Source organism: Rhizobium sp. Leaf453 (genome assembly GCF_001425605.1).
Taxonomy (GTDB): domain Bacteria; phylum Pseudomonadota; class Alphaproteobacteria; order Rhizobiales; family Rhizobiaceae; genus Pararhizobium.
The window spans coordinates 110,746-127,542 of sequence record NZ_LMRG01000029.1; the positions used below are offsets into that span (position 1 = coordinate 110,746).

The 16,797-nt window shown below is 61.9% G+C and carries 19 protein-coding genes; 9 read left to right on the forward strand and 10 right to left on the reverse strand.

Translation table 11 applies throughout. The annotated features are described in order from the left end of the window. Positions 1–16: 16 nt before the first annotated feature. Together ASG68_RS26850 and ASG68_RS26855 are read left to right on the forward strand one after the other, a co-directional pair. Positions 17–673 carry an HD domain-containing protein gene (locus ASG68_RS26850; protein WP_062576189.1) on the forward strand — a complete coding sequence of 219 codons (657 nt, stop codon included), beginning with the start codon at positions 17–19 and terminating at the stop codon, positions 671–673. A gap of 80 nt (positions 674–753) precedes the next feature. Continuing rightward, positions 754–1,599 (forward strand): MOSC domain-containing protein, encoded by an 846-nt coding sequence (locus tag ASG68_RS26855; protein ID WP_062576190.1) that lies wholly within the window; start codon positions 754–756, stop codon positions 1,597–1,599. Here ASG68_RS26855 and ASG68_RS26860 read toward each other — a convergent pair whose 3' ends face one another. Beyond that, on the reverse strand, positions 1,600–2,592 hold the full coding sequence (locus ASG68_RS26860; protein ID WP_062576191.1) for an aldo/keto reductase: 993 nt from the start codon (positions 2,590–2,592) through the stop codon (positions 1,600–1,602). It lies immediately after the preceding gene. A 109-nt stretch (positions 2,593–2,701) separates the two neighbouring features. Beyond that, entirely contained in the window at positions 2,702–3,643 is a 942-nt protein-coding gene (locus ASG68_RS26865; protein WP_062576192.1) for a phytanoyl-CoA dioxygenase family protein, read from the reverse strand. 125 nt (positions 3,644–3,768) lie between these two features. Between ASG68_RS26865 and ASG68_RS26870 the strand changes: the two genes are divergently transcribed. The 5 genes from ASG68_RS26870 to nadC all read left to right on the forward strand — a co-directional run bounded on the left by ASG68_RS26870 (position 3,769) and on the right by nadC (position 10,192). Then, positions 3,769–4,635 (forward strand): helix-turn-helix domain-containing protein, encoded by an 867-nt coding sequence (locus ASG68_RS26870; protein WP_062610271.1) that lies wholly within the window; start codon positions 3,769–3,771, stop codon positions 4,633–4,635. Positions 4,636–4,738: 103 nt separating this feature from the next. Further along, complete coding sequence (locus ASG68_RS26875; RefSeq protein ID WP_062576194.1) at positions 4,739–5,980, forward strand: MFS transporter; 1,242 nt, start codon at positions 4,739–4,741, stop codon at positions 5,978–5,980. A 332-nt stretch (positions 5,981–6,312) separates the two neighbouring features. Beyond that, positions 6,313–7,389 carry a quinolinate synthase NadA gene (nadA, locus tag ASG68_RS26880; RefSeq protein WP_062576195.1) on the forward strand — a complete coding sequence of 359 codons (1,077 nt, stop codon included), beginning with the start codon at positions 6,313–6,315 and terminating at the stop codon, positions 7,387–7,389. Positions 7,390–7,522: 133 nt separating this feature from the next. Next, a complete protein-coding gene (locus tag ASG68_RS26885; RefSeq protein WP_062576196.1) occupies positions 7,523–9,121 on the forward strand; it encodes an L-aspartate oxidase in 1,599 nt (532 codons plus the stop codon). Positions 9,122–9,283: 162 nt separating this feature from the next. Then, entirely contained in the window at positions 9,284–10,192 is a 909-nt protein-coding gene (gene nadC / locus ASG68_RS26890) for a carboxylating nicotinate-nucleotide diphosphorylase (protein WP_062576197.1), read from the forward strand. 3 nt (positions 10,193–10,195) lie between these two features. On the opposite strand, the gene ASG68_RS26895 is transcribed toward nadC, so the two are convergent. After that, positions 10,196–10,408: a DUF6434 domain-containing protein gene (locus ASG68_RS26895; RefSeq protein ID WP_062576198.1), complete on the reverse strand. Its 213-nt coding sequence runs from the start codon at positions 10,406–10,408 to the stop codon at positions 10,196–10,198. Between the two features lie 11 nt (positions 10,409–10,419). After that, positions 10,420–10,785: a hypothetical protein gene (locus tag ASG68_RS31665; RefSeq protein WP_156373799.1), complete on the reverse strand. Its 366-nt coding sequence runs from the start codon at positions 10,783–10,785 to the stop codon at positions 10,420–10,422. A gap of 37 nt (positions 10,786–10,822) precedes the next feature. Between ASG68_RS31665 and ASG68_RS26905 the strand changes: the two genes are divergently transcribed. After that, a complete protein-coding gene (locus ASG68_RS26905; RefSeq protein WP_413814050.1) occupies positions 10,823–11,485 on the forward strand; it encodes a sulfite exporter TauE/SafE family protein in 663 nt (220 codons plus the stop codon). A 106-nt stretch (positions 11,486–11,591) separates the two neighbouring features. Then, positions 11,592–12,104 (forward strand): superoxide dismutase family protein, encoded by a 513-nt coding sequence (locus ASG68_RS26910; protein WP_062576200.1) that lies wholly within the window; start codon positions 11,592–11,594, stop codon positions 12,102–12,104. A 7-nt stretch (positions 12,105–12,111) separates the two neighbouring features. Here the strand turns inward: ASG68_RS26910 and ASG68_RS26915 are convergent, their stop codons facing one another. From ASG68_RS26915 to ASG68_RS26940, 6 genes are all read right to left on the reverse strand, one after another. Continuing rightward, a complete protein-coding gene (locus tag ASG68_RS26915; protein WP_062576201.1) occupies positions 12,112–12,942 on the reverse strand; it encodes a mechanosensitive ion channel family protein in 831 nt (276 codons plus the stop codon). Positions 12,943–13,021: 79 nt separating this feature from the next. Continuing rightward, on the reverse strand, positions 13,022–13,999 hold the full coding sequence (locus ASG68_RS26920) for an NUDIX hydrolase (protein WP_062576202.1): 978 nt from the start codon (positions 13,997–13,999) through the stop codon (positions 13,022–13,024). Beyond that, entirely contained in the window at positions 13,989–14,528 is a 540-nt protein-coding gene (locus tag ASG68_RS26925; protein WP_062576203.1) for a tyrosine phosphatase family protein, read from the reverse strand. The genes ASG68_RS26920 and ASG68_RS26925 overlap by 11 nt, the downstream gene beginning before the upstream one ends. After that, entirely contained in the window at positions 14,529–15,137 is a 609-nt protein-coding gene (locus ASG68_RS26930) for a YfbR-like 5'-deoxynucleotidase (protein ID WP_082478316.1), read from the reverse strand. Next, the gene (locus tag ASG68_RS26935; protein ID WP_062576205.1) at positions 15,134–15,973 is read right to left on the reverse strand and encodes a YgfZ/GcvT domain-containing protein; all 840 of its coding nucleotides are present in this window, start codon (positions 15,971–15,973) and stop codon (positions 15,134–15,136) included. The genes ASG68_RS26930 and ASG68_RS26935 overlap by 4 nt, the downstream gene beginning before the upstream one ends. Before the next feature lie 75 nt (positions 15,974–16,048). Further along, positions 16,049–16,786 (reverse strand): hypothetical protein, encoded by a 738-nt coding sequence (locus ASG68_RS26940; RefSeq protein ID WP_062576206.1) that lies wholly within the window; start codon positions 16,784–16,786, stop codon positions 16,049–16,051. Positions 16,787–16,797 lie beyond the last annotated feature (11 nt).

Here is a 16,797-nt window from a genome sequence, read left to right on the forward strand (position 1 = left end):
CTGACCGGGATTTCGCATGAGCCATATCGCCACGCTTGCCGCCGCCTTTGCCCCATACGAGGCCCTGGCAGAACAGTTGCTGCCACATGCGTTCTCCGGCAATGACGGCTCGCACGATGCCGCCCATCTGATCCGCGTCTGGAAGAATGCGGTTCGCATCCATGGTTCGGAGGGCGGTGACCTGCGGATATTGGCGGCGGCCGTGCTGCTGCATGATTGCGTCGCGGTCGAGAAGAACTCGCCGCATCGCGCGCAAGCCTCCCGGCTGGCGGCAGAGCGGGCTTTTGAATTGCTGGACGGGCTTGGCTGGCGCACGATGGAGATCACCGCAGTCGCCCATGCCATCGTTACCCACAGTTTTTCCGCCAATATCCAGCCGGAAAGTCTGGAGGCCAAGATCCTGCAGGACGCCGACAGGCTGGATGCGATTGGCATGATCGGTGCGGCCCGTTGTTTCTATATTGCCGGGCGTATGGGAAGCGGTCTTTACGACCCGCTCGATCCGCTGGCCGAGAACCGCCCGCTGGACGACAAGGCCTTTGCCATCGACCATTTCGAGGTCAAGCTGTTCAAGCTCACCGACGGTTTCCAGACCGCCGCAGGCCGCGCGCTGGCGCGGCAACGGCAGGAACGGTTGCGCGCCGTGCTGGGCATGATGATCGAGGAAATATAATTGAACCAAAGACTAGCGATGGTTCCCGGAATCGCTTCGCAAGGCAGTTGAATCACAATCTGAACGCCCGGAGTGACGATATGAAGGTGACCGGTCTCAACATCCATCCGCTGAAGAGCGGCCGCGCCATCCCGCAAGACACGGTTTCGATCCAGCGCGACGGCCTGGCCGGTGATCGCCGTTTCATGATCGTCGAGCCGGACGGAAAGTTCATCACCCAGCGCGAATTGCAACTGCTGGCGCAGGTCGAGGCGACGCATGTCGCCGGCGGCGTTCAACTGAAAATGGGCACGAAGACCACGACCGCGACCTTCGATCCGGGCAACCGGCTCGACGTCCGCGTCTGGGACAGCGAGGTAAATGCGGCGGTCGCGGACGAGCGCATCAACACGGTTCTGTCCGGCTGGTTCGACCGACCGGTCAAGATCGTGCATATGGACGAGAAGGCCAAGCGGGCCGAGGGTGCTGAATGGGCAGGCGAGGCGGCGCCGGTCGGTTTCGCAGACGGTTTTCCGGTGCTGATCACCACGACGGCATCGCTGGCCAATCTCAACCTGACGCTGATCGCCAAGGGGCAGGAGCCTGTCGGCATGGACCGTTTCCGCACCAATATCCTGATCGACAACGACGATCCCTGGGAAGAGGATTTCTGGGAAAGTGTCGAGATCGGCGGCATCGTCTTCGATCTCGTCAAACCCTGCGCACGCTGCATCATGACGACGCAGGACCAGATCACCGGCGAGCGCATCGGCGGCAATCCGATCCAGGGGCTGGCGGAAAAGCGCATGTCCGCCGATCGCCGCGTCCCGGGCGTGCTGTTCGGCTGGAATGCGGTACCGCGCAGCAAGGGCACGATCAGCCTCGGGGACGGCATGCGCGTGATCAGCACCCGCGAAGCGCGCTGGCCGATGAAGATCAGGACGTGATCAGTCGTCCTTCAGGGCGGCGTCGATCTCCGCCATCGCGGAGGCCGGCAGTGGACCTTTCTCGAGCGCGCCGGCATTTTCCTCGACCTGTTTGACCGTGCGGAAACCGGGGATGGGCAGCGTGTTGGGCGACCGTGCCCAGAGCCAGGCCAGCGCGCCCTGCGTCAGCGTCCGCCCATCGGTGCGCAGGGCATCGCGGATCAGGTCGAGGCGTCTTGAAAAATCGGGATCGACAGCGCCATCGCGAAAATATTTCAGCCAGTCGAGATCGGCGCTGCGCACGTCATTGGCTGCCAGCCTGTCGCCCGGCTTGAACTTGCCGGAGAGCAGGCCCATCGCCAGCGGACCACGGTTGACCGATATGAGATTTTCCCTGTCGACAAGCGCGATCATCTCGCCCGCCGGCTCCAGCACGTTCATCGTGTGCTGGACGGAGACGAAACCGTCCCGTCGTGCAAACCGTGCTGCCCGCTCCGGCCAGTCGGTGCTCCAGCCATAGGCGGCGATCTTGCCCTCCGCACGCAACTGGTCGAGCGTGTCGAATACGGCGTCAGCTTCGATCGGATCGAACTCGTTGAGATGGAATTGCAGGAGGTCGATCCGCTCGCGCCTCAGGCGCTGCAGCGAGGTTTCGACCGAGTCACGGATCAAATCTGGATCGGCGAAAGCGCCGGTCGCCTGCTTCGTCGCTGGATCGGTCGCAAAGCCGAACTTGGTGGCGACGACGATATCCGGGTGGCCGACCAATGCCTCGCCCAGCACCTCCTCGGAATGGCCAGCGCCGTAGTTGGAAGCAGTGTCGAAGAACCGAATGCCAAGATCGATGGCGCGGTGGATGGCGCGGATCGATTCCGCATCATCGACATCGCCCCAGCCGAGCGGCACGTCGCCGGCATAGAAGGGGCCGCCGATGGCCCAGCAACCCATGCCGAGACGCGGGATCTTGCGTCCGTCCCAGAGCGTGATGTCGGTGGTTTTGGTCCTGTCGAGCATGGTCGCCTCCGCATGAAATGTGCGGGAACCCTATCAGTCTCGCGGCGGACGCCATACTGGCAGTTCCGCAGGGTGTTTTTCATTGGTGAAAAACACCCTGCGCTGATCATCATTTTTGCCAGCTCTTGAGGCCGAGCAGTTTTTCGCCGAGATCGCTCAGTTTCGCGGTTGTCGCGTTGTGCTTTTCCCAGTCGCGCGGGTCACCGGGGAAAGCATCGCGCCGCGGGTGATCCAGTTCGCGCCACAGGCGGATGCGCTCCTGCCTTTCCGCCTCGTTGTGTTCTTCGGCCGGATGCATGGAGATATACTGCGCCATGCGGACGCGCGTGTCGGAATGGTTCGGTCGGACGCCATGGGCGAGGAGCGAGTTGAAAATCAGCAGATCGCCGGGTTCCATCTCGATATTGACGACATCGAGCCCGGTCGTGTCGGGATGCATCGGATCGCGGTCTGCCGGCTGCGTCGCCACCCATTCCTCATGATGCTCGAAAAGCCACGGAATGCACTGGAAGCCGCCGACATCGCCATCCTGTTTCTTCAGGCTCAGCACGCCTTGAACGCCGATCGGCAGCGGGTCGATCGAGGTGTCGATATCCCAATGGATGAAGCCGTTCGGGTTGCCCTTGACCTTTTTCGGCGGGTTTAGATTGGCGCGATCGATTGTCACCCAGAGGTCTTCCCGGTCCCAGATATCGACGAAGGCGCCGTAGACACGCGGTTCCTGCCGGTTGTCCCAGAGGAACTGGTGATTGTAGATCTCCAGCATGCCGGTGTTGTTCAGTTCCTTCATTTTGTGCTCGCGGCGCTGCGGCGCATACCAGGTTGAGGGATCAGCGGGATCCTTCTCGTCGAACTGCCAGAGCAGATTGACCAGCCGCTCGACATTGGCCGGTGGCACGGCCTGGTGGACGATGACATAACCCTTGGTGATCCAGTGCTGCCAGTCGGCTTCCGACAGAACCCGAAGTGGCAAGGTCTTGATGATCTCTTTCAGCGGCGTGTCGATGGCGCTGCTGGTTGGGTGGCTGTCCTTTTTAGCCGGCATCTGCATGGGGTCTTCCTCCGTGGAATGTGTCCGTCTCTGAAGGAAAACATAACCGCGCCACCGAGCGGGTGTTGTCCCGATATGGCAAAGACTGATACTATTCTGGCGTCTCATGGATTTTGGATGCGAGAATGAAGTCACATCTGGAGCGATTGCGTCCGTCAACGGATTCGTCTTGGTCGATGCTCAATCGGCGGCTGGAGGACGGCATCCCGTTTCAATGGCATCATCATCCCGAACTCGAACTGACCCTGACGCTCAATTCGCGCGGCGAACGCTTCATCGGCGATCATATCGGCGCCTATGATGATGGCGATCTGGTTCTGGTGGACTCGAACCTGCCGCATACCTGGTGTTCGGCCGAAAGGATCGACGCGACGCAGCCGCATGTGGCGCTGGTCCTGTGGTTCCGCCCGGAATGGGTTGCTGCGTTGGACGGGGCATTCACGGAATTGGGCGCCGCCCGCAGGATGCTGATGGCATCCGGCCCCGGATTGAAATTCTCGGCCGATATCGCCACCCGCGCACGGCCGATGATCGAGGCGGTGTTCACCCAGCCACCGGCCGACCGGCTACTGAGTGTCATCCGCATTCTGACGCTGTTGGCCGCAGATGATAACGTCAAGCCCCTGTCCAGTACGGTGGCGGTTCCGACGACAGGGCAGGGCGACCGGACCCGTCTCGACCGCGTGCTCGATCATATCCATCTCAATTATGCCGCGCCTCTCTCGGTCGATGCCTTGGCAGATATCGCGGCGCTTAGTCCGTCCGGTCTGCATCGCCTGTTCGGGCGTCACCTGCACATGACCGTGTCCGACTATGTCACCTGCCTGCGCATCGGCGAGGCCTGCGCCCTGCTGTCGGCGACGGAAATGCCGATTGCCCACATCGCCGACGAGGTGGGCTATGCATCGCTGGCCAATTTCAATCGGCAGTTCAAGTCCCTGAAGGCCAAGACGCCGCGTGAGTATCGCCACAGCTTCGCGCGTCGCTCCTGACCGGCACGATCCATCAATCCCACTGATCCGATCGTCATTTTATTTCGCTTTTTTAGCGAGAGGGCGGAGCGTAAATTGACCACTCAATCATTCGGAGTCGTTCATGTCCGCCGTTACCCAGTCCACCCCGCGCGCGTCCGCCGCAAGCCCCGGTCTGCCCTGGCTGATCATCGTCGCCGGGTCGCTCATCGCCGTTCTCACCTTCGGCCCGCGGTCTGCCATGGGCTTCTTCCAGTTGCCGATGCTGGCCGATACGGGCTGGGACCGCACGACCTTCGGCCTCGCCATGGCTCTCCAGAACCTCGCCTGGGGTGTCAGCCAGCCGTTCTTCGGCGCCATCGCCGACAAGTATGGCTCCTGGCGCGTGCTTGCCTTTTCCGGTCTGGTCTATGCTGGCGGTCTCGTCATCATGGCCTTCGCCAATGCGCCGATCTGGCTGCATGTCGGCGGCGGCATCATGGTCGGCCTGGGTGTCGGCTCTGGTTCGTTCGGCATCCTGCTGTCGGCTTTTGCCCGCAACGTGACGCCGCAGCAGCGATCGATGGCCTTCGGCATCTGCACGGCAGCGGGTTCCGCCGGCATGTTCCTGTTCGCGCCGCTGAGCCAGGGCCTGATCTCGGCCTTCGGCTGGTCGGACAGCCTGATCTACATGAGCGCTCTGATGCTGCTCGTACCGATCTTCGCCATTCCGCTGCGGGGCAATTCCTCCTCCGGCACACAGAAGGAAGCGCTCTACAAGCAGTCGATCGGCGAGGCGCTGAAAGAGGCGCTCGGTCACAAGAGTTACCTACTGCTCGTCACCGGCTTCTTCGTCTGCGGTTATCAGGTGGCCTTCATCACCGCGCATTTCCCGGCCTATATCGGCGATATCGGCATCGATGCGCGGTATGCCGTGATTGCGCTGGCGCTCATCGGCTTCTTCAACATCATCGGCTCGCTCGCGGCCGGCTTCATCGGCCAGCGCTATTCCAAGCCCTATTTCCTGGCATGGATCTATATCGGCCGCTCGGTCGTTGTCTCGGCCTTTCTGCTTGTGCCGCAGTCGCCAACATCGGTTGTCATCTTCGCCGCGCTCATGGGCCTTCTCTGGTTATCGACGGTGCCGCCGACCAACGGTCTCGTCGCCATCATGTTCGGCACGCGCCATCTCGGCCTGCTCGGGGGCATCGTCTTCCTGTCGCACCAGATCGGCTCGTTCCTCGGCGTCTGGATGGGCGGCTACCTCTACGACCACTTCGGCTCCTACGATCCGGTCTGGTGGCTCGGCGTGGTTCTCGGTGTCTTTGCGGCCATCGTTCACTGGCCGATCCAAGAAAAGGCGGTGCCGAGACCGGCTGCGGCATGAAAATCAGCCTTGATCATCGCCCGAAATCATTTCGGGCGAGGCTTCTTGCAAACTGTCACAAAAGTTTCTAATTCTAATGTGCTCAGCAGAATTTCATGTGACGAGTATGTCCGTGTTTTTTGTTATTTGTGCCGTATCATTCACAGCCGGTGCCTCCGGTATCGTCTATGGATCATACGTCACAGCCGACAGATTTCACCTTCATACCCGTTATATGGGGTTTTGTTGGGCACCAGGACGCACCGGCTATGCCGGTTTTCTTTTGAGGCTATTATGCTCATTTTGAGCAAAATAGGGAGTGCCGCCCAACAGCGGCAGAAGTGGAGGGTTTTATGACCGTTGTTGCCCAGCATTCGGCCAAAGGGGCCGAGCGTCTGCTCACTGCAGCGGAACGTTTCGGTATCATCGAGCGGCCAGACCTTACCTTCACGCCTGAAATCGCTCGTGAGACCGAACATCTCTACGAGCGCGTCAAGCAGTTCATCCCTGCCTTCGAATGGCCGGTCTATGCACCCTATGTCGCCGCCATCAACCGGCTGAAGAAGGAGCGCGGCGCCGTCATTCTCGCACACAATTACCAGACGCCGGACGTCTTCCACTGCGTTGCCGATATTGTCGGGGACAGTCTGCAGCTCGCCCGCGACGCCACCAAGGTCGATGCCGAGATCATCATCCAGTGCGGCGTGCACTTCATGGCCGAGACCTCGAAGCTTCTGAATCCGGAAAAGACCGTGCTGATCCCCGATGGCAAGGCAGGTTGCTCGCTGTCGGAATCGATCACCGGCGCCGATGTGCGCCTTTTGAAGCAGCGTTATCCGGGCGTGCCTGTTGTCACCTATGTCAACACCTCGGCCGACGTGAAGGCCGAGACCGACATCTGCTGCACATCGTCGAACGTTCTCGCCGTTGTCGAAAGCCTCGAGAGCGATACGGTCCTCTGCATTCCCGACGAATATCTGGCGATGAACGTCGCCAAGCAGACCAACAAGAAGATCCTGACCTGGAAGGGTCACTGCGAGGTGCATGAGCGCTTCACGGCGGCTGAACTCCTGGCTTACAAGGAGGCCGATCCTTCGATCGAGATCATCGGCCATCCGGAATGCCATCCTGATGTCATCGCCGTCTGCGATTTCGCCGGTTCCACCGCCGGCATGATCAACTATGTCAAGGACAAGCGCCCGCCGCGCGTCCTGCTCGTCACCGAATGCTCGATGGCGTCCAATATCCAGGCGGAAGTCAAAGGCGTCGATTTCATCAAACCCTGCAATCTCTGTCCGCACATGAAACGCATCACGCTGCCGAAGATCCTCGACAGCCTGTTGTTCATGACGGAGGAAGTCCTGGTCGATCCGGCAATCGCCGGCCGGGCAAGGCTGGCCGTCGAGCGGATGGTGAATTTGAAGCAGTGATGGGCTTAGCCCCTCTCCCTTGTGGGGAGGGGGTGGGGAGGGAACTTTCCCATACGAAAGAAGAACCCCTCCCGGCCCTGCGGGCCACCCTCCCCACAAGGGGGAGGGCTAACTGCATTGGAGGAGGAAGAGCATGCTGACCGATCATTTCCGCCCACAGTCCTTCAACGGCATCGATGACATCGTCATCGTCGGCGGAGGACTTGCAGGCCTGTTCTGCGCACTGAAGCTCAGCCCGCGTCCCGTCACCGTTCTGGCAGCCGCGCCGATCGGCCATGGCGCCTCGTCGGCCTGGGCGCAGGGCGGCATTGCAGCGGCAATGGGGCTTGGCGATACGATCGACAAGCATGTTGCCGATACGCTGGTTGCCGGTGCTGGGATCGTCGATGAAAAGATGACGCGGATGATGGTCGCCGAAGGCCCGGCGCGTATCCACGATCTCTTGGGCTACGGCGTCCCGTTCGACCGCGACCTCGAAGGCAAGCTGCTCCTGTCGCGCGAGGCCGCCCATTCCGAGCGCCGCATCGTCCGCGTCAAGGGCGACATGGCCGGCAAGGCGATCATGGAGGCCCTGATCGCCGCCGTGCGCAACACGCCGTCGATCCGTGTTCTCGAAGGCTATGTCGTTGAGGAGTTGGTGCGCGAAGGCCGCTTCATTTCCGGCGTCATTGCCCGGCCGGATGCCGGCCAGTCGAAGAAGCGCGTCGCCTTTCCGGCCCGCGCCGTGGTGCTCTGCTCCGGCGGCGTCGGCCATCTCTTTTCCGTCACCACCAACCCGACCGAGGCCTGCGGGCAGGGTGTCGGCATGGCGGCGCGCGCCGGCGCGATCATCGCCGATCCGGAATTCATTCAGTTCCACCCGACAGCCATCAATATCGGCCGCGATCCGGCGCCGCTGGCGACGGAAGCGCTGCGCGGCGACGGCGCGCAACTGATCAATTCCGCCGGTCACCGCTTCATGCGCGACATTCATCCGGATGCCGAACTCGCACCGCGCGACATCGTCTCACGCGGCGTCTTCGCCGAGGTGAAGGCAGGACGCGGCGCGTTTCTCGATTGCACGAAGACGATCGGCGCGCATTTCCCGGAAGCTTTCCCGACTGTCTACGCCTCCTGCCTGTCGGCTGGCATCGACCCGGTCACCCAGCCGATCCCCGTCGTGCCTGCTGTGCACTACCACATGGGCGGCGTGTTGACGGATGCAGAAGGTCGCACGTCGATCGATGGGCTCTGGGCGGCGGGTGAGGTCACGTCCACCGGCGTCCACGGCGCAAACCGTCTGGCCTCTAACTCTCTGCTCGAAGCCGTCGTATTTGCCGCGCGCATCGCCGAAAACATCAAGGGCATGCTGCCGGAGCCGAAGATCACCGACTGGGGCAACAATGCCGGCGAGAATGACGATCCGGTGACGATCGAGGACAGTCCGCCGCTGACCGCGCTGCGCCACATCATGAGTGATCATGTCGGCGTCATCCGCTCGCGCGATACGCTGACCCGAGCCATCCGGGCGATCGCCAATCTCGAACGGCAGAACACGCGTTTGCGCTTCGGCAATATCCTGACGACCGCCAAGTTGATCGCGACCGGCGCTTACCTGCGCACCGAAAGCCGGGGTGGTCACTACCGCTCGGATTGCCCCGAACCGAAGCCGGAATGGAAGCACCGGACCTTCCTGACGCTCGCCGAGGCCGACAAGGTCGTGGCCGAGGTCAGCGAGGTGGAGCCGGCATAGCTTTCAGCGTGGCAACCGCTGCCTCCTCATACTCCGTCATGCTCGGGCTTGACCCGAGCATCCACAGCCCACGGCATGGATCCTCGGCTCAAGGCCGAGGATGACGAAGGGAGAGGGGCAAAACGTGCATCTCCCCAAACCGTGATCCTGAAAGACACCGCCATGACACCCACTGCCCTTCGCCCCGAACTGCCCGCTCTGATGGTCGAGGAGCAGGTTCGCGCAGCTCTTCTTGAAGATCTCGGCCGGGCCGGCGACATCACCACCTATGCGACGATCGCGCCCGGGATGACCGCCACTGCCGAAATGAATTCCCGTGAAAACGGTGTCGTGGCCGGCATCGAACTGGCGCGCACGGCCTTCCGGCTGATCGACGCGGCAATCCGGTTCGAAGCGTTCGTTGCCGATGGAGACAGCGTCGTGCCCGGAACGGTCCTTGCCCGCATTTCCGGTCCGGCGCGGGGGCTGCTATCGGCCGAGCGGGTGGCGCTGAACTTCCTCATGCATCTCTGCGGCGTCGCCACTTACACCTCGAAATTTGCCGCCGAAATCGCCCATACAGATGCAAAGGTCTGCTGCACGCGAAAGACCATTCCGGGCTTGCGGGCGCTCGAAAAATACGCAGTTCGCATGGGCGGTGGCTCCAATCACCGCTTCGGGCTGGATGACGCCGTGCTGATCAAGGACAACCACATCGCGGTTTCCGGCGGTGTCGCCCGCGCCGTCCATGCCGCACGCGCGTATTGCGGCCATCTGGTCAAGATCGAGGTCGAGGTGGACGGGCTGGGCCAGATGCGCCAGGCGCTGACCGCAAGCCCCGATGTGATACTGCTCGACAATATGGGCCCGGACCTTTTGCGCGACGCCGTCGCGATCAACGCCGCTCACTGGCAGCTTTCCGTCGATGCCTATGCCACTGATCCGCGCCGGACGCGGCTCGAAGCCTCGGGCAATGTCAATTTCCAGACGATCCGGGTGATCGCCGAAACCGGCGTCGATTACATCTCGACCTCGAAGATCACCATGGCCGCCCCGACGCTGGACATCGGGCTGGATGTGGTGATCGGCTAAGGCTTATCTCGACTGCCGACGTTTCCATTCATCGGCGACATCGCCCATCGTCTTGCCTGTTCCGTCCTTGATCCAGGCCATCAAAGTGCGGTCGAACTTGAAACCATCGCCGCATTCCGCCGTGAGAAACCGGCGGACGTTCTGGGTGTTGCGATAGGTCGCGGTCACCTCGGTCTTGCGATCGATCGGATCGGCGTGCCAGTCGAATGCCGTCATTTCCCACTCCCTCAATGTTGCAAGACGAACGGGCAGATCGAGCGCTCGCCGATCGTCAGGGTCTTTCTGCAATCATAGTGGCATGTCTTGAACGGCCCGCTGAGATCTTCGTCGTTAAGGTTGCATGTTTCCGTGACGGAAGAGCCTGATCCCGTTCCTGAGTCGAAATAGTCGGGGATGGCCGGCTTGTTTTCGGGCGGCGCCAGCAAGGTTCCGGCAAACAGGAGGACGATGATCTTCATGGAACGGTCCGCCGGTGCGTGGATGAGGTGAATTGCTTGGCTGGGAACCTTTACCAACCCGATGCTGTTCGCGCAAATAGGCAGCATTTCGAAGGGGTGGTTCGTGTCGGCAGATTTTTGGGTTTTCGTGGTCATCGGCTTTTTCGCGCAATTGGTCGATGGTGCGCTCGGCATGGCCTTCGGCCTTTTGTCCACCACCAGCCTTCTGGCCGTCGGCGTGCCGCCGGCAACGGCAAGCGCAATGACGCATATCACAGAAATCTTCACCACGGCTGCCTCGGGCACTTCGCATGCCCTTCATCGCAATGTCGATTGGCGCCTCGTCGCGCGGCTGGCGCCGGCGGGCATGATCGGCGGCGCTCTCGGAGCTTATGGCTTGGCTAGTGTCGATGGAAAAATGATCGAACCCTTCGTGTCCGCCTATCTCGTGCTGGTCGGCCTTTATATCCTGTTCAAGGCCTTCCGTCCGCTCTGGTTGCGAGAGGTCAAGGATCGGGCCGTACCGTATATCGGCCTCGCAGGCGGAGCCTTGGATGCCGCTGGTGGCGGAGGATGGGGACCGATCGTCACGACGTCGCTTCTCGGTCGCGGTCACGAATTGAAGAAGGTCATCGGTTCGACGAGCTTAACCGAGTTTGCCGTCACCCTGACGATCTCCGCGACATTCGTGCTGACACTTGGCTGGTCCGACCTTGGTTCCGCTGTCGGTCTCATTCTCGGCGGCGTGCTGGCCGCACCGATTGGCGCCTATGTCGTCAGGAGCGTACCCGTGCGGCCGCTGATGATCGCCGTTGCTATCGTCATCATCACCACATCGGCCATCCGGATTTTTTAAAGCATATCGGTCAAGTGATATCGTTGGGTTGCGGATCGATTTTGGAACTGGAGGCGGGGTAAGGCGTTGCGCTCTAAGCACGTCACATCTCCGGAGGAATATTCCAATGAAACGTTTGGTCACAACGCTTGCCCTGCTGCTCGCAACGGCGACAGCCGCCGGCGCGCAGTCCTCGTCGCAGACCGCCATCGCCAATTTTATCGGCAAGGACGGCAAGGAAACTGGCCGTGCCGCACTGACGCAAGGCAAGAACGGCGTCCTCATCGAAATGGAAGTGACCAATATGCCGCCCGGCAAATGGGTTGCCTTCCATGTTCATGAAACCGGCAAGTGCGACTCAGCCCACCAGCATGAGTCGGCCGGCAAGCACTTCAATCCCGGCAAGACTGAACATGGCTTCCTCGCGGCCAACGGGCCACATGCCGGTGACATGCCGAACCAGTATGTCGGTGCCGACGGTGTTCTGCGCGCCCAGGTGTTCAACAGCATGGTCGTGCTGGATGGCGAGGAAAACGGCATTCGCGGCCGCGCCCTGATGATCCACGGTAAATCCGACGACAATCGCAGCCAGCCGGCCGGCGATGCGGGCGAGCGGCTGGCCTGCGCCGTGATCGAATAGGCGGTCTTTAAGCGCCGCTTTCCGGCACCGCCTCCACCGCAGGCTCAGGCAAATAGAAGACACGCTTGGCGGCACGCAGCATCTCGCGCGTCGTCGCCCACCAGCTACCGGTCCGCACCCAATATCGAAGCGTCAGCGACGTGCCGTCCTTGCTGAGATCGGCGATGAAAGTGGACGGGGCAGGGCTCTGCTCGACCATCGGATTTTTCGTTGCCAGATCAAGTAGCCTTGACTGCGCCGCGTCCAGATCATCCCCATTGCCGACGACCACAGTCAGATCGTGGCGACGAATGGGTTCTCTGCTGTAATTCGTGACCGGCACATTCCAGAGTGTGGAGTTCGGCGCCAACCGGTAGAGACCGTCGGCTGTGCGGAGCTCCGTCGCGAACAGCCCGATTTCCGTCACCGTACCGCTGACGGCGGAGGTTTCGATGGATTCTCCAACCCGGAAGGGCCGGAGCACCAGAAGCATGATACCGGCCGCGATATTCTGAAGTGTGCCCTGTAGCGCCAAACCGATGGCGAGGCCGGCGGCACCCAAAGTCGCGATGATCGAGGCCGTCTGCACGCCGAACTGCCCGAGCACGGTGATGAAGACAAGCAACAGAAGTGCATAACGGATAATGTTGGAGAAGAACCGGGCGAGCGTTTCGTCGATGCCTCGGACGCGCGACAGACCGGAATAGGCCCAGTTGTGGGCCAGCCGGGCAATGAACCAGCCGAGGAAAAGCAGGATCAGCGCTCCGACGATCGAAAACGAATATTGCACCGCCAGGGCGCTGGCCTGGCTGAGTGCGGTTCGCGTTGCGAGAATGACGTCCGATGCCTGCTGTTCCATGATGCTGTCCTTCGTCCTGATGAGGGGGACATGGGGCAGGGACCGGGCGGGTCAACCCTTGTTTTCGGATGATAGGTCGTTATCGGCCGCCGACCTTGAGGCCCGGTGCCGGGCGTTCGTCGAGGATCTGGCGACGGAAACGGAAGAGCGCGGCGGGCCGTCCGCCCGTCGCCGCCGATAGCATGCCTGTCGGCTCCACGAGTTCGGCACCCTCGACGAGACGGCGGAAGTTCTGCTTGTGCAGATGCCGTCCTGAAATGGCTTCGACAGTCGCCTGCAGGTCTGTCAGCGTGAATTCAGGCGGCATCAGTTCGAAGATGACCGGCCGGTACTTGATCTTGCCGCGCAGCCGCGCAACCGCAGTCGCGACGATCCGGCGATGGTCGTGTCGCATGGTGAGGCCGATCGGCGGCGTGCTGGTCGCGGCGACGCGCCCGTCAACGACCGCTTCGCCAACGAGGCCCGCTTCATAGAGAAGTTCGTAGCGCTCGAGCACTCGCTCTTCGTCCCAGGGGAAATCGTCGAGACCGAAGGCGAGGCGGATACGAGTGCGCCGCTGCGGCAGGCCCATGCGTTCGTCCTGGTGACCGCCGCTCTCCCACAGTCGCAACGCGGGGAGGATGACCTGGTCGATGATGCCCGGCCGTCCCTGCCGCCAGTCTTCCCACGGCAGATAGGTGTACCAGTCGCGCCAATGGGCGCCGGCTTCCGACAGACGTGCATTGTTTTCGGCATCTGTCCGCGTCAGCGCGAGATAGCCGACCGAGACCATATGCTTGCCGCTTTCGCCCGGAGAGCGATGCCGGCCCTGATCGCCGAATGTGTAGAGTTGCTCGATATAGCCGAGGTTGAGCGCCGTCTGCTGTTCGACGCGCGCTCTAAGGCTGGTCTCGAATGTCCGGTGGCGGGCGGGGTCGAAGGGGCCGAACGGCAATCCGTCGCGGCCATCGTCCGGCTCTTCACTGACGGCGAGAATGCGCGGGGAGCGGCTGGTGACTGCGACGATCGCCGCATTGAGGCCGATCTCCACTGTCACACCGCGATCGTCAACCGGCATGGGAGACGGTCTCCGGCAGGATGGAAAACATGAAAGGCGCGTTGCCATCGGCATCGGCACCACGGCCGATCGCCTTGATCGCGGCCACCAGCCGGCCATTGCGCGACAGCATGCTGTCGCCGATCTCGATCAGCCGGCTGTTGGGCGTCACGTAGGCAGATGCAGATCGAAGCCTCAGTGCCAGCACCATGTCGTCCTGATCCGGCTCGACGGCAAGGGCCGCGATGGCAGCGGCGGCTGGCGAGCGCGAGACACCCATCCAGCAATGGACGAGAAGTGGCGCCGAGCGATCCCATTGTCGGGCAAAGCCGATGATTTCACGAACATGCTCCTCGCCCGGAGCGACAAGTGCGGCGTTGCCGGCAAAATTGATGTCGTTCATGCCCAGAAGCAGGTGACGACTGGCGTCAACGACCGCCGGCCGGTGGAAGGTCTGCTCCTTCGACAGAAGACTGACCATCTCGCGGCAACGATGCCGGACAGCCATTTCGGCGATGCGTGACAGGGGGGAAACGATGATGACGGACATTCAGGTCACCGCATGCGTTTTCGGTCGCAATGCCTCGATGGCCGCGAATCGTTCGGCGAACAGCTTTTGTGCCTCGACCGCCGGCAGCGGGTCGATCAGGATCATGTCGCGGGTAATGCCGCGCGGCTGGCCGAAGAATTTGCGGGCTTCCGGCAGCGAGAAACCGGCGAGTTCGGTCGCCTCGAAATAGGCAGCGATCTGGTCGGCCTTCTTGATCTTCGCCTTGAGTTCTGCCGATGTTGCGGCGGGCAGGCCGAAGCGGAGGTGGATTGCGCCTTCCAGTCTTTTCTCGACGACCTTGTAGCCGCCGCCGACGACGGCCTTGAAGGGGGAAATCATGTCGCCGATGACATATTCCGGCGCATCGTGAAGCAGCGCGGTCTGGCATTCCTCAGCCGTGCCTTCGTACTGGCGGCGAAAAATTTCCTCGACGACGAGGCTGTGCTGGGCGACGGAAAAGGCATGGTTGCCATTCGTCTGGCCGTTCCAGCGGGCAACGCGGGCAAGGCCATGGGCGATATCGGACAGTTCGACATCCAGCGGCGACGGATCGAGCAGATCAAGCCGCCGTCCGGACAACATGCGTTGCCAGGCACGCGCCGACATCAGGCGGTTGCCTCGTCGGCCTCGGATGGAAATTCGAGGCCGGTCCAGGCGGGCAAGGCGAGGGTGACAGCAACATCGCCGGCGAGAATCGGTTCACCGGCCGCAATTGCCCCTCCGGCTTTGTCTGTTCGCACGATCGCGAGCCCAGTCCCGCCAATGGCGGTGCCGAGCACACCGATCAGGCGGCCGTTGACAGTCAGCGGCGTGCCGGTTTCCGGCAGCGTGCTATCCGATGTCACTGTCACGACGCGGCGGCGCGCCGTGCCACGATGCTGCATGCGCGAGACGACTTCCTGGCCAACATAGCAACCCTTCTTGAACGAGAGCCCGCCATTCTTGTCCATCAGCACATCATGCGGAAACGCATCCTGCAAAGCATAGTCGGCGCCCGAGACGGCAACGCCGCTGGCGATCCGCAGCCGATCATAATCCTCCGTCCCGGTCGTCTCCGTCACGGAACCGTAAACGCGCCATACGGATTGTCCGGCCTTGGCGAAACGCGTGTCGCTGAAACCGCCGTTGGCTTCCGAAAAGCGAATCTCGACCGAGGCAGGCGAGGTCAGCGAAAGCGTGATCGGCGCCCGCAGCTTGTACATGGTCAGACGCTTCAACAGGGCTTCACCCTGATCCGCGCCCGTTTCAAGGCGAATCGCCTGATCGTCGCGGGTGACGACGAAGTCGAACAGGATCTTGCCCTGCGGTGTCAGCAGTGCACCCGGCAAAGCCTCGTTGTCCGTCAGCTTGTCAAGATCGGTGGTGATCAGTGCCTGCAGGAAATCCTGCGCATCCTGTCCCGACACGGTAACGAAGGCGCGATCGGGCAGGGAGACGGGCTGCATGGCGGTAAATCCTGTTTGTGAAATCAGACAGGTAGGATTTCGTGAAGCTCCCGGCAAGCACTTTGAGAAAGCACGTCAGTCGCCGGCGACGAAAAACTTCCATTCGCCGGATGGCGTGATGCCGACGCGGTAGAAGTTATAGTTCCCGCCTTCTTCCATCTCGGCGAAATCACCGGCTGTCACCAGCCGGAACAGATCGACTTTTTCCGGCGGCGTCAGCGATGCCAGCGGCCGTTCGGTGAAATATGGCCAGACATACATTTCATCCGGCGTACCCTTGTCGACGAGCACGAAGCCGGTCGAAAGGACATCGAGCAGGATGGCGAGGATTTCGACGCCTTCCTGGTCACCGGAGAGCCCCTTCAGGGTCTCAACCGGATCGGCATCCGCATCGCCCACCTGGGTCTGCGTCGGTCCCTTGCCGAGAAGCGGACGCAGCCGTTCGATATCGCCGGAAGCGGCGGCCTCGACGATCAGTTCGCGCATGCGTGCCGCGGCTTCGGGAATCTTGGAAACGTCCGACAACACCTCGACCGGTTCGGCCGGTGCCGTGTCTTCCCGGGCGTCCGTTGCCGGCTTGTTGACCAACGGATCGGGCATCGGGATCTGCATCGGGCCTTCGGCAGGCTCTTCCGGCTGCTCGGGCTCCTCGTCGGCCTTCTTGTCCTTTGGGACGTCGCCGGGAATCTGCTTGAGTTCGCTGAGTGCGAATGCGGGATGCGCGACGGGGAGCGATGATGCGAACAGGCCGGCCAGCAACAGCGCAGAGAGGCGAACCGTGAAGGACCGGTTGGCTGAGGTCAGGCGTTTCATAACGGCCTCGA